Raw genomic sequence first — 13331 nt, forward strand, 5'->3', positions numbered from 1 at the left:
CAACGTCATCACGCTTAGTACCACGTAGAAGTGCACCAACGTTGCTTAGTACCACGTAGAAGTGCACCAACGTTCTCACCTGCACGACCTTCGTCAAGCAGTTTACGGAACATTTCAACACCAGTACAAGTAGTAAGAGTAGTCTCTTTGATACCAACGATTTCTACTTCGTCACCTACACGTAGGATACCGCGCTCGATACGACCAGTTACAACAGTACCACGACCTTGAATTGAGAATACGTCTTCAATTGGTAGTAGGAACGGTTGGTCTACTGCACGCTCTGGCTCAGGGATGTAAGAATCTAGTGCTTCTGCAAGCTCAACGATCTTGTCTTCCCACTGCTTCTCGCCGTTTAGTGCGCCAAGTGCAGAACCTTGGATAACTGGTAGGTCATCACCTGGGAAGTCGTACTCAGAAAGAAGTTCACGAACTTCCATTTCTACTAGCTCAAGTAGCTCTTCGTCATCAACCATGTCACATTTGTTCATGAATACGATGATGTAAGGGATACCAACTTGACGACCAAGTAGGATGTGCTCACGAGTTTGAGGCATAGGGCCGTCAGTCGCAGCAACAACTAGGATACCGCCGTCCATTTGTGCAGCACCAGTGATCATGTTTTTAACATAATCCGCGTGTCCTGGACAGTCTACGTGTGCGTAGTGACGTGCTGGAGTGTCGTACTCAACGTGAGAAGTTGCGATTGTGATACCGCGCTCACGCTCTTCTGGAGCGTTATCGATAGATGCGAAATCTTTAGCAACACCGCCGTATACTTTTGCAAGAGTAGTACAGATAGCAGCAGTTAGAGTTGTTTTACCGTGGTCAACGTGGCCGATAGTACCAACGTTTACGTGCGGTTTCGTACGTTCAAATTTTTCTTTAGACACAATCGTGTTCCTTCCTAGTTATGATTCGCCACGTTCATTATTGAGCGAGACGCGCCAGAAATTGCTATTTTATGCGCCAACTCTCGTTAGCGCAATATTTGGACGCATTGTTCTTTCAAAAAATGAAAAAAAATGCCTTCCTTTTTTTAACCACGCTCTGCAATGATTGCTTTTGCAACATTGTTAGGCACTTCAGCGTACTCACTAAACTCCATAGAGTAAGAAGCACGACCTTGTGTCGCAGAACGTAAATCAGTTGCGTAACCGAACATGACAGACAACGGAACTTGTGCACGAATTATCTTCAGGCCAGCTGTCCCCTCGTCCATACCTTCGATGATGCCACGACGACGGTTAATATCGCCAACAACGTCACCCATCCAGTCTTCTGGAGTAGTTACTTCAACTTTCATCATAGGCTCAAGCAGAACTGGTTGCGCTTCAAGTGCACCCGCTCTGAAAGCCATAGAGGCAGCGATTGTAAACGCCATCTCACTTGAATCTGTTTCATGGTAAGAACCATCATATAGTGTAGCTTTGATATCCAGAACTGGATAGCCAGCAAGTACACCATTGTTCATCTGCTCTTCAACGCCTTTAGCAACTGAAGCGATAAACTCTTTAGGTACGATACCATTGGCAATTTCATCCACGAAGACAAAGCCTTCGCCAGCTTCTGATGGTTCTAGTTTCAGCCATACGTGACCGTACTGACCTTTACCACCATGTTCACGGATAAATTTACCTTCCGCTTTCGCTGTACCACGAATCGTTTCACGGTAAGCCACTTGCGGGTTACCAACGTTGCAGTTCACGCTAAATTCGCGCTTCATACGGTCAACGATGATATCTAAGTGTAGTTCACCCATACCAGAAATCAGTGTCTGGCCTGTTTCCGCATCCATATCAACGCGGAACGATGGGTCTTCCGCTGCTAGTTTACCTAGAGCGATAGTCATTTTATCTTGATCAGCTTGAGAGCTTGGCTCTACAACGATCTGAATAACTGGGTCTGGGAACTCCATGCGCTCAAGAACAATCTTATGGTTCTGGTCACATAGCGTTTCACCAGTGGTTACATCTTTCAGGCCAATGATGGCTGCGATGTCACCTGCTCGTACTTCTTTTACTTCTTCACGTTTGTTTGAGTGCATTTGAACAATGCGACCTAAGCGCTCACGTTGTTTCTTCACAGAGTTGTAAGCCGTTTTACCGCTTTCTACAACACCAGAGTAAACACGGATGAAGGTTAGAGTACCAACAAATGGGTCTGTTGCGATCTTAAATGCTAGCGCTGAGAACGGTTCTTTGTCGTCCGCGTGACGCTCTGCTTCGTTCTCGTCTTCATCGATACCTTTAATTGCAGGTACATCGACTGGAGAAGGAAGGAAATCAACTACTGCATCTAGAACAGCTTGTACACCTTTGTTTTTGAATGCACTACCACAAGTTGCTAGTACGATTTCATTGTTAAGGGTACGAGTACGAAGACCTTGTTTGATTTCAGCTTCTGTTAGTTCACCTTCTTCAAGGTACTTATCCATCAGCTCTTCATTTGCTTCTGCAGCAGCTTCAACAAGTTCTGTACGATATTCTTCAGCCATTTCTTGCATGTCTGCAGGAATATCTTCGTACGTGAAAGTCATGCCTTGGTCAGCTTCGTTCCAGTTGATTGCCTTCATCTTGATAAGATCGACAACACCCTGGAAGTTTTCTTCAGCACCAATGTTCAGTTGAATTGGAACAGGAGTTGCGCCTAGGCGATCCTTGATTTGTTCAACTACGCGCAAGAAGTCTGCGCCTGTACGGTCCATTTTGTTAACGAAAACCATACGTGGAACTTGGTACTTATCAGCTTGACGCCATACTGTCTCTGACTGAGGTTCAACACCAGATGAGCCACAGAACACAACAACTGCACCATCAAGTACACGTAGAGAACGTTCTACTTCGATAGTGAAGTCAACGTGTCCAGGAGTGTCGATGATGTTGATACGGTGGTCTGAGTACTGAGCTTCCATACCACGCCAAAACGTAGTAGTTGCTGCTGAAGTGATCGTAATACCGCGCTCTTGCTCTTGCTCCATCCAGTCCATGGTTGCTGCACCATCGTGAACTTCGCCGATTTTGTGAGAAAGACCGGTATAGAACAGAATACGTTCACTTGTGGTTGTTTTACCTGCATCTACGTGAGCAACGATACCGATATTACGGTATTGCTCTATAGGAGTTTTACGAGCCACGGTTGAATCCTCTTATTAGAGACTTAGGGACTATTGCTATACCTAGATTATGCGTTAAAAGCGATGCTTCGCTAAAAAGTGCATGCCCTAGAAATAGCAATAGTTCCTAGCATAAGCATAGGAACTAAAGAAGTGCTGCAAGGAACCCTGCAGCACTAAAAAGGTATTACCAACGGTAATGTGCGAACGCTTTGTTTGCGTCAGCCATGCGGTGAACGTCTTCACGTTTCTTAACCGCAGTACCTTTGTTCTCAGACGCGTCTAGCATTTCAGCAGCTAGGCGTTGAGCCATAGATTTTTCACCACGCTTACGCGCAGCTTCAACTACCCAACGCATAGCAAGAGCGTTACGGCGAACCGGACGAACTTCTACAGGTACTTGGTAAGTTGAACCACCTACACGGCGAGATTTAACTTCTACCGCTGGGCGAACATTTTCAAGAGCTTCTTCAAATACAGCTAAGTGGTCTTTACCAGACTTCTCAGCCATTGCATCTAGTGCAGTGTAAACAATTTTTTCTGCAGTAGATTTCTTTCCGTCAACCATAAGGATGTTAACGAATTTTGCCAGCAATTCAGATTTGAACTTAGGATCTGGAAGGATCTTACGCTGACCTATTACGCGACGACGTGGCATGGATATTCTCCGTTGTCTTCTTCAGGTTTTTTCCAAAACTTTTCAGAATAATAAATAAAATAGTGTTTGGCCTTACTTAACGCTTTCTTTAAAAAAAAGAAAATGCATTAAGACTTAGGACGTTTCACACCGTACTTAGAACGACCTTGTTTACGGTCGTTAACGCCAGCACAGTCAAGTGCGCCGCGAACAGTGTGGTAACGAACACCCGGAAGGTCTTTTACACGACCGCCACGGATTAGTACAACACTGTGCTCTTGTAGGTTGTGGCCTTCACCGCCGATGTACGAAGTTACTTCGAAACCGTTAGTTAGACGTACACGACATACTTTACGTAGTGCCGAGTTAGGTTTTTTAGGTGTAGTAGTGTAAACACGAGTACATACACCACGTTTTTGTGGGCACGCTTCTAGTGCAGGCACGTTGCTTTTAACAACTTGCTTTACACGAGGCTTGCGAACCAACTGGTTAATAGTTGCCATTAACTAGCTCCTGAAATTTACTTGAAAGTAAGCTTTGTGAAAAATCTATCCCTAATCACAAGTCGTAATTAGGGACGCAAAATTCTATTCAGCAGTGGGAGGTGTGTCAAGAAATATACAGATCTTTTTTAGCCGTCTAGAGCTCAGGATGGTCTAATTTTAACCAAACTGATAAAACACAGCTACCAAGTGACTGATTTGTCGCTTAAAACCGTCAGTTTAACGAACCCGTCGAAGTCCACTTGCGGAACGACATCGGAGGCTAGTTCTTGGAGACCTCGAGCAACAAGATCCGGTTTTAATACCGACACTCGCTCAACTGCGCTGATTTGAGTGAATAACTCATGATTTGGAAGGCAAACGTACACTGCATCTTCAACTAACAAGAACTGATCCTGCGGTTGAGAATAGGTTAATGCGAGTTTAAGTTTGTCGACTGATTTTACGATATGAAGCATAGCGTCCCCTAGAAAGTCAGTATCTGTTGGCACTGGGCTAACTTCTGAGTTAACTCATCGGCTTCAACGGCGGTTGCATCAATCAACAGGTTATCTGTCGAAAGACCAAACTGACTCAGGCTGCGCTGACACACATACACCTGTTCGATATCGTACAGGTCCATAAGCTTGAATGCTGAGATGTAGTCGCGAGATAGGACTTCGTCGGGTTGCTGAGCTTTGAGAAGCTGTGTCACACCATCGCCAACAAAGAACACAGCAATGTCTTCACTGTAAGCAGAAGCGGCAAGTAATGCGTCTAACCCTTCTCTACCTGCAGCGGTAGTATGAGGAAAACTATTAAATATAAAGGCTAACTTTCTCAAAACTGTACCACCCTATCTTGCGTGAGTAGCGCTTCCGATAAGCTCCCTAACCCGGCCTGAGTAAACCCTGACGCTAAGTTAGATGCGCTTAGTTGGTGTTGCTCTGCTTCGTCTGAGCTAACCACACCACGTCTTAACGCGGCGGCTACACACGTTTCCAAGCTAACATCGTGCTCATCCGCTAGCTTTTGCCAAGCAGAAGCTAAATCGAATTCATCGTTAGCAGGTACAGTGAGATCGGAGCCATTACTGACGCCATCTTGATAGAAGAATACACTGTGAAGTTTGTGGCCCTGTTTAATCAGAGCCACTGCAAACTGGTAAGCACTTCTTGCTGACTGTGAACCATAGACAGGTCCATTGACTAAGAGTGTATAGCTTAACAACCCTCTTCATCCTCTGTTTTACGTTGGCGGATGTATAGGTACACGGTGTGCTTAGAGATATTCAAGCGTTCAGCAACACGGTTGATCGCGTCTTTGATATCGAAAATACCTTTGTCGTATAGCTCCATCACGATCTGACGGTTCTTAGTATTGTTCGATACTGACTTATCAGCATTGATCTCTTCAATGGTGCGCTCAACCGTTTGGTCGACAAGCTCTTCAACGTCGCTTGCGAAGTTAACCGATGATGCGGCTTCGTCTGCGTCTTGCGTAGGCATGAAAGATTGCAGCACTTGTGAGAATGGCGCGTCTAGGTTGACGTTAATACACAGCAGGCCAATCACTCGGTCTTCACCATTGCGGATAGCAACCGTGATCGACTTCATCAACACCCCACCTTTCGCGCGAGTGAAGTATGAACGTGAGAAATTACGCTTAGAACCTTCAATATCTTTCAGCATCTTCAATGCAAGATCGGTGATCGGCGAACCAACCTGACGACCTGTATTCTCGCCGTTGGCAATTTTAATCGCAGAAGTATTGAGGTCTTCTAATGAGTGCAAAACGATTTCACAAAACGGACCAATAAGACTCGCAATACCGTCAACAACGGCCTCATAAGATCTTAGAATGATTTTATCGTGTTCACTGAATGGCATAACGTGGACTGATTCCATTTCAAGTAACACATCTGCATTGACTGTTTCTGTAGTAGTCACTTATTCCTTACCTTCGTGTGAAAAATCAACAAATTTATGTAAGTTTATCAGAAAATTTTAATTGCACACCTAGCTAACATTGCAACTAGTGATTTAGAACAAGTTTAAAATTCAAATACTCAGCCTCAAATCATAAAAAAAGCCTAACTCAAAGTTAGGCTTTTTATTCAATCAACGTATTTTAGTACGAAGTTTTTAATCGATATTACTGTGCAGGAGCTGCTTCAGCGTTATCAATTTTTAGTAGTTCAACTTCGAATACTAGCGTTGAGTTAGCTGGGATAGTCGGTGTGTCTTGCTCACCGTATGCTAGCTCTGGCGGGATTACGAATTTGTACTTAGAACCAACTTTCATCAGTTGTACGCCTTCAGTCCAGCCTGGGATTACGCGGTTAAGTGGGAATGTTGCAGGTTCGCCACGGTCGTAAGAGCTGTCGAACTGAGTACCGTCTGTTAGCGTACCTTTGTAGTGTACTTGAACAGTATCAGTGTCTTTTGGAGAAGCGCCTTCGCCAGCTGTGATTACTTGGTAAAGTAGGCCAGATTCAGTTTGCTCTACGCCTTCAGTCTTTGCGAACTCAGCGCGGAAGTCATCACCGGCTTTCTTAGTTTCCGCTGATTTCTCTGCTGCTTGTGCTTGCATAGTTTCAGCAACACGCTTGTCTAGAGCTTCAAGAGCTGCGCGAGTTTCTTCTTCGTTCAGTGCAGTTTTCTCTGCAAATACGTCTTCGATACCTTGAAGAACCATATCTTTGTCTAGGTTAATGCCTAGCTCGCTTGGCTTATCAATGCTTGTGCTTAGGTAGTTAGCGAAAGATACGCCGATTGCGTATGCCGCTTTGTCGTCTTCTGTTTTAAAGTTTACTGCTTCAACTTTAACTTCTTCAACCTGTGGAGCTTCTGCCTTTGGTTCTTCTTTCTGACAACCAACTGCTAGCATAACCGTTGCGGCAAGCAGTGATACTTTTAAAACTGATTTCATTGAATTCTCCAATTAATGGCCAAGCCATTGGTTATTGTGCACAAATCTAATGATTAGATTGGTGTGAATACGTTAGTTATAACAATATACTAGTCATATGTCTTTCGACACAAACCGGATTATTAGATGTGATGCGAATATTTTTCCACTCTTTGCTATGTACAATTGTCATCACCTTGTTAAATGGATGTTTTTTCTTCCAAAATGATGAGCAGCGTTGGGAAATCGAGCCCAATGGTGCCACCAGCTTTGCCCTTAGCAGAGATGGACGCTTCGCCCTGCTCTACTCTCAACAAAAACAGCTGCTGCTTTGGGACCTTGCCGAAAACAAAGAGTTAGCTCAACTCGGCCCACAAGATCAATTAGAAAACCAAGTATCGCGTATTCGTATCTCGGACAATGGCCGCTTTGCCATTACCGCAAGCCAGATGAACTTCGCCGTTTGGGACCTATCTTGGACACAAGCTGAAGGGCTATGGTCTATCTCCGATGGCTTAATTCGCGATGTCGATATCTCTAGCAATGGTGAAAAAGTATTGCTCGGCCTATCTAACGGCAAAGCGATCTATGTGGACTTAGTCACCGGACGCCGTCTTGAGTTCCTTGCTCACCGAGAAAAAGTTAATTCTGTTTCCCTTTCTTCCAATGGTCGCTACGCGTTATCAGGTGGCAACGACTATAAAGCCTACCTGTGGGATACCGAGTCAGGCTTGGTATTACGTACCTTTGAGCATGAACAAAGAGTAGTACGAGTTGCGCTACAGCGCGATGGTGAACTGGCTTTTACCTCTGATGGCGGCAACCAAGCGATAATCTGGGATCTTGAAACTGGCGAACCTCAAGCACAGCTGCAGAGTTGGTCGCGACAACTGATCTTCTCTAGCGCACGTTTTTCTGATGATGGCAGTATGTTAGTGACGGGTACACCATCAAGCCAAGTTAGCGTGTGGAATACTCAAGACGGAAAACGAATTTCTCGTCACGATGCTGAGCCACTAAAAGATGCTCGCCCTCCCCGTGCGGTAGTGTATGATGCAGCCTTTGATGATAAGAACCGTGTGATATCGGGCACCTCTGCGGGCATAGCCCAAGCTTGGAATGTGGATTAAGAACGATGACAGAAAAGCGAGTTGAACAACTAGAAAGCCGCGTGAATGACTTAGAATGTCAGCTAGCTTTCCAAGAACAGACCATTGAAGAACTCAATGAAGCGCTTAGCCAGCAACAGATGTTGATCACTAAGATGAAAGACCAAATGAAGTATGTCGTGGGTAAAGTGAAGAACATTGATGGTTCAAACTTGGCTGACGCATCAGAAGAAACGCCACCACCGCACTATTAAGCACGTTTCAAATCAACCAAAGCTCGCTAACCATTGAATGTGTTAGCTATCGAAATGCTTGTTGATGACGAATAAAAAGAAGGGGCGACAGAGAATATCTGTCGCCCCTTCTTTATGTCTGCTATTTAAAACCAAGCCACCAAATTAGAGCCAAACCACCAAAACTTTAGTCATCGGCGTAAATCTTCACTTCTACACGCCCGTCTGTATCAACACTTGCACGATACATCCCTGAACTGTTCATGCCGAAGTGGATATCACCTTGGCCATCAATCGCTATCAAGCCACCTTCGCCACCCATGGTTTTAAGCTCACCTTGGATGATGTGTTCACAAGCGGTATGCACATCCTCTTTGAGATAACGCATTCGTGCTGCTACATCACTGGCAACCATCTTTCTTAGGAAGAACTCACCCATTCCGGTAGTGGAAACCGCAACGTTACCATTCTCGGCAATGGTACCAGCGCCAATGATTGGTGAGTCACCAACACGACCATACTTCTTGTTAGTCACGCCGCCAGTGCTTGTCGCAGCTGCTAGGTTGCCCGCTTGGTCTAACGCCACCGCACCAACTGTGCCGTACTTGTTGTCGTCTGGATATTTCTCAGCATGTTGCTCGTCGTATTTTGCTTCCGACAAGGCAAAGATACCTTTCTCTTTCATTGATTGAAGCTGGTCGTAGCGACGCTCAGTAAAGAAGTAATCTTGCTCAGTGAAGGTGTACTCATGTTCAAAGGCAAACTTCTCAGCACCTTCGCCAATCAGCAGTACGTGGTCGCTTTTCAGCATCACATCACGCGCAAGTTCAATTGGGTTTTTGATATGACGGACACCAGCAATCGCACCTGCATCCATTTCACGGCCGTGCATCACAGACGCATCCATCTCAACAAACTCGTCATGAGTCAGAACCGAGCCTTTACCGGCATTGAAATGAGGACTGTCTTCCATCACCTTAACGGATGCCACTACCGCATCCAGAGCATCACCGCCCGATTGCAGCACTTGATAACCAGCCAGAACCGATTTCTCTAAAGCTTCAGTAATACCCGTTTTTAATTCATCGCTCATTTGCTCTCGCAAGATGGTTCCCGCACCACCATGAATGGCAATTGAAAAAGGTTGTGACATGCGAACTCTCCACTGATGTCGTCTTATAATGTTGTGCCTATCAATATCACATCCACGGTTCGATGTCTGATAGCGAAAACCAAACTTTTTACGAATGCTTAGATTTACGGACACTTAGATTTTCAGACACTTAGTTCGGTAGATTAAAAGCCAGAGCAAAAAGCCGCCGCTAATACGAAAAAAGCCTCCACAAGGGAGACTTTCAAGATTCTTAATCTAAACCGCTAATTCGGTATTAGTGAGAACCACAGCTACCGCCGCCGCAGCAGCCGTCTTTTTTCTCTTCACCGTGGTCGTGGCCTTCGCCACCACAGCAACCGCCTTCGTGGTCATGATCGTGACCGTGGCCGCCGCAGCCGCCTTCTTGGTGTACGTGACCGTGTTGAACTTCTTCTTCAGTCGCTTCACGAACCGCTACCACTTCAACGTCAAACGTTAGAGTTTGGCCAGCAAGCATGTGGTTACCGTCAACAACAACTTCGTCGCCGTCTACTTCAGTTACTTCTACTGGGATTGGACCTTGGTCAGTATCCGCTAGGAAACGCATGCCAACTTCGATTTGCTCAACACCTTGGAATACGTCAGCAGGAACACGTTGAACTAGAGCGTCGTTGTGTTCGCCGTAAGCGTCTTCAGGAGTAACAGTTGCAGAGAACTTGTCACCAGCAACTTTGCCTTCAAGCTCTTTTTCAAGACCTGTAATTAGGTTGTTGTGACCGTGAAGGTAATCTAGTGGAGCTTCTGCAGTTGATTGGTCAACTACTACGCCATCTTCAAGTTTCACTTGATATGCAACACTAACTACTACGTTCTTTTCAATTTTCATGAGAGCTCCAAGGAGGTTTGGACTAAGCTCGAACAGTTGAGCTTAGGAAAAATTCTGTACCGGGATATTATGGGGATCAATTAACGAAACTCAATCATTCTGGCTTAAAAATACCGATCATTTCTTGATTCGCGTGTTCAGATTTCTCTACAGTTTTCGGTTTACGTTGCTCTGTGAAGTCACAATCGACACATTCCACCAGCTCGATATTATTCTCAACCCACCAGCGAAGCGTGTCTTGAGTGTTGCAGCTTGGGCAGCTCGCCCCTGCGATAAAGCGTTTTTTCTGTTTCACGTTGATATCCTTTACTACTCTAGATTCGCGGTTCTTCCGTTCTAGCTTTATTAAAGACGAAACAGAGACCGCGTTTATTATTAGATTGGTTCTATAGACTGTTATTTCTATGCTCAGCTATTAGCTATTTAATCTAACTATTGCCAATAGTTTCGAGATTGGTGATCGTTTTCCATCTCGTGTCCAAAGATCTCTTCAAGCTCTTTACGAGCCTCTTTCGCTCTTTGGGCTAACTCGGCATCCTCGTTATGCTGAGGAAGCAACTCTTTCAGCATACCATTATCCAACTTCCTAAAGTGTGCCTCTGCTCGCTTCGCTTTATATGGGTGCATGCCAAGCTCGGTCAATGTTTGACGACCTAAATCGAGAGCCCCAAGGAAGGTTTCACGCGAGTAGTTACTCACACCATGGTTAAGTAATTGATACGCTTCAACACGGCTTCGAGCGCGCGCTAAGATTTTTAAGCGTGGGAAGTGCTGCTTACACAAATCGACGGTTTTCATGATTTCGTCTGGAGAGTCAGTACACAACACGATGGCTTCCGCTTTGTCCGCACCTGCGGCACGTAACAGCTCTAGGTGTGTTGAATCACCGTAAAATACCTTGTAGCCGAACTTTCTCAGGATGTGTATTTGGCTGGCATCGCTTTCAAGAACGGTAATTCGAATCTTGTTGGCATACATCAATCGACCAATGATCTGACCAAAGCGACCAAAACCAGCAATGATCACTCTAGGGCTGCGATCGACAACATCTGAAGACATCGCGTTTTCGCTGATTTGATTCAGTTGACGAGCAAAGAATCGGTCTTGCAGCTTGAGCATTAATGGCGTGGTCACCATAGACAAACTCACCACCACCAGTAAGAACGACACTTGTTCGCCACTTAAGATGCCTTGAGTACTCGCCGCGGTAAAAATAACGAAAGCAAACTCACCGCCTTGGCTGAGAATCATCGCCATTCGGCTACGCGCTTTTGCTTGAGTACCAAAGATACGAGCCAGCGCATACAGCACTATACCTTTCAATACGACCAATGCAGAAACAGCAATCAATATCGCGAATGGACTTTCAGCGAGTAAACCCAAGTTCACCGCCATACCCACAGAGATAAAGAACAGACCAAGCAATAACCCTTTGAATGGGTCAATCGCGATTTCAAGCTCATGTCGGTATTCACTTTCCGCCAGAAGTACGCCCGCTAGGAAGGTACCTAATGCCATCGATAAACCGATCTGCTGCATGATCACAGCAATGCCGATCACCAGTAACAGCGCTGCAACCGTGAACAATTCACGCACACCACTCATTACTACGTATCGGAATAGCGGTCTCAACAAGAAGTGACCACCGACCAGCAAACCAATCACACCACCCAGCATCCATAACATATCCGCCCAACTGCCACCGGTATTACCCGCAAGCAGAGGCAACATCGCCAACATTGGAATAACGGCAATATCTTGGAAAAGTAACACTGCGAAACCAGACTGCCCCGCTTCTTTACCACCGAGCTCTCGCTCTTCAATAACACGCAAGGCAATCGCGGTCGAAGATAGGGCTAAACCCATACCTATGACCAAGCTCGTTTGCCACGTTAAACCGAACATGCAGGCGATGGCGGTAATAATCAGAGTCGTGATCAGCACTTGCGCGCCACCTAATCCGAGAATAGGCGCCCGCATCTGCCACAGTTTTTTAGGGTTAAGCTCTAAGCCAATCAGGAAGAGCAGCAGTACCACCCCGAATTCGGAGAAGTGCAGAATCGCCTCTACATCGCTGATTAAGCCAAGCCCCCATGGGCCAATAGCAACACCTGCCAGTAGATAACCCAATACTGATCCCAAGCCAGCTCGCTGCGCGATAGGAACCGCGACTACCGCAGCTGCTAGAAATATAACGCTACTTTGCAAAAAATCATTAGTCAGAGCCATCATTCGCTCCTATCTCTTGTAGCGGGTCTCGCAACCAGTTTCGATACGCTTCAGCATGTTGGTAACGCGTCATATCTGAGACATTTCGTGCCCAGTGTAAAACCAAAGGTGATATCCAATGCATCTGACACAAGGCTGCGGTGAGTTCGAATGGTTGCAAGATCTCTTGTAATGGATATTTATTATAGCCTGCGGCACCAAACGCCTCTTCTTTACCACCGGTTGTGATAACGCTACGCCAGTGTTTACCCTTAAGCGCGCTTTGTTCACCAAACGCAAAACCTTTGCCCAATACGCGGTCAAACCACTCTTTTAATAATGAGGGACAGGAATACATAAACAGAGGATGCTGAAACACAATCACATCGTACTCGAGAAGTAATTCATGCTCATAAGGCACATCGATGAAGAAGTCTGGGTAGATGGCGTAGAGATCATGAATTTTGACATGACCGAGCGACTCTATCTTTTTAATCATCATCTGATTGGCAATAGAAGTTTGCGGCTCTGGGTGCGCGTAGATGATCAACACCTTTGGCACGACTTTGTCTGTCGAGGGAGTATTACTCATTCCTTTGAAACATTCCTTTGAGGGCTAAACGGTGGCAAGGCCACAAGAATTTAAGCAAAAGTTATT

Annotated in this window: 15 protein-coding genes and 1 pseudogene; 2 read left to right on the forward strand and 14 right to left on the reverse strand. The window is 45.6% G+C overall.

All coding sequences use genetic code 11. The features are described 5' to 3' along the window. Positions 1-44 precede the first annotated feature (44 nt). From tuf to fkpA, 9 genes and pseudogenes are all read right to left on the reverse strand, one after another. Positions 45-893 (reverse strand): annotated as a pseudogene (gene tuf, locus L1D22_RS18125) (elongation factor Tu); the annotation flags it as partial. 146 nt (positions 894-1039) lie between these two features. After that, positions 1040-3136 (reverse strand): elongation factor G, encoded by a 2097-nt coding sequence (gene fusA / locus L1D22_RS18130; RefSeq protein WP_239830764.1) that lies wholly within the window; start codon positions 3134-3136, stop codon positions 1040-1042. A gap of 166 nt (positions 3137-3302) precedes the next feature. Beyond that, positions 3303-3773, reverse strand: a complete 471-nt coding sequence (rpsG, locus tag L1D22_RS18135; protein ID WP_004737195.1) for a 30S ribosomal protein S7 — start codon at positions 3771-3773, stop codon at positions 3303-3305. 107 nt (positions 3774-3880) lie between these two features. Next, entirely contained in the window at positions 3881-4255 is a 375-nt protein-coding gene (gene rpsL, locus L1D22_RS18140) for a 30S ribosomal protein S12 (RefSeq protein ID WP_004737194.1), read from the reverse strand. Between the two features lie 182 nt (positions 4256-4437). Further along, entirely contained in the window at positions 4438-4713 is a 276-nt protein-coding gene (gene tusB, locus L1D22_RS18145; RefSeq protein WP_239830765.1) for a sulfurtransferase complex subunit TusB, read from the reverse strand. 8 nt (positions 4714-4721) lie between these two features. Continuing rightward, positions 4722-5078, reverse strand: coding sequence for a sulfurtransferase complex subunit TusC (gene tusC, locus L1D22_RS18150; RefSeq protein ID WP_239830766.1), 357 nt, complete (start codon positions 5076-5078; stop codon positions 4722-4724). Continuing rightward, positions 5075-5464 carry a sulfurtransferase complex subunit TusD gene (tusD, locus tag L1D22_RS18155; protein ID WP_239830767.1) on the reverse strand — a complete coding sequence of 130 codons (390 nt, stop codon included), beginning with the start codon at positions 5462-5464 and terminating at the stop codon, positions 5075-5077. The genes tusC and tusD overlap by 4 nt, the downstream gene beginning before the upstream one ends. After that, entirely contained in the window at positions 5458-6183 is a 726-nt protein-coding gene (locus L1D22_RS18160; RefSeq protein WP_004729851.1) for a transcriptional regulator, read from the reverse strand. Before L1D22_RS18160 ends, tusD begins: the two co-directional genes overlap by 7 nt. A 205-nt stretch (positions 6184-6388) precedes the next feature. Beyond that, positions 6389-7165, reverse strand: coding sequence for an FKBP-type peptidyl-prolyl cis-trans isomerase (fkpA, locus tag L1D22_RS18165; protein ID WP_239830768.1), 777 nt, complete (start codon positions 7163-7165; stop codon positions 6389-6391). 131 nt (positions 7166-7296) lie between these two features. On the opposite strand from fkpA, the gene L1D22_RS18170 reads away from it, so the two are divergent. Then, positions 7297-8274, forward strand: a complete 978-nt coding sequence (locus L1D22_RS18170) for a hypothetical protein (RefSeq protein WP_239830809.1) — start codon at positions 7297-7299, stop codon at positions 8272-8274. A gap of 5 nt (positions 8275-8279) precedes the next feature. Further along, positions 8280-8507: a SlyX family protein gene (locus L1D22_RS18175; RefSeq protein WP_017632115.1), complete on the forward strand. Its 228-nt coding sequence runs from the start codon at positions 8280-8282 to the stop codon at positions 8505-8507. A gap of 166 nt (positions 8508-8673) precedes the next feature. Here the strand turns inward: L1D22_RS18175 and L1D22_RS18180 are convergent, their stop codons facing one another. From L1D22_RS18180 to kefG, 5 genes are all read right to left on the reverse strand, one after another. After that, entirely contained in the window at positions 8674-9639 is a 966-nt protein-coding gene (locus L1D22_RS18180) for an isoaspartyl peptidase/L-asparaginase (RefSeq protein WP_239830769.1), read from the reverse strand. A gap of 235 nt (positions 9640-9874) precedes the next feature. Continuing rightward, positions 9875-10465: a peptidylprolyl isomerase gene (slyD, locus tag L1D22_RS18185; protein ID WP_076656805.1), complete on the reverse strand. Its 591-nt coding sequence runs from the start codon at positions 10463-10465 to the stop codon at positions 9875-9877. Positions 10466-10559: 94 nt separating this feature from the next. Further along, entirely contained in the window at positions 10560-10760 is a 201-nt protein-coding gene (locus tag L1D22_RS18190; protein WP_017632113.1) for a YheV family putative zinc ribbon protein, read from the reverse strand. A 137-nt stretch (positions 10761-10897) separates the two neighbouring features. Continuing rightward, entirely contained in the window at positions 10898-12694 is a 1797-nt protein-coding gene (gene kefB, locus L1D22_RS18195) for a glutathione-regulated potassium-efflux system protein KefB (RefSeq protein ID WP_239830770.1), read from the reverse strand. Further along, a complete protein-coding gene (gene kefG, locus L1D22_RS18200) occupies positions 12681-13265 on the reverse strand; it encodes a glutathione-regulated potassium-efflux system ancillary protein KefG (RefSeq protein ID WP_239830771.1) in 585 nt (194 codons plus the stop codon). The genes kefB and kefG overlap by 14 nt, the downstream gene beginning before the upstream one ends. Positions 13266-13331 lie beyond the last annotated feature (66 nt).

The sequence above is a fragment of the Vibrio sp. Isolate34 genome, assembly GCF_022397915.1.
Classification (GTDB): domain Bacteria; phylum Pseudomonadota; class Gammaproteobacteria; order Enterobacterales; family Vibrionaceae; genus Vibrio.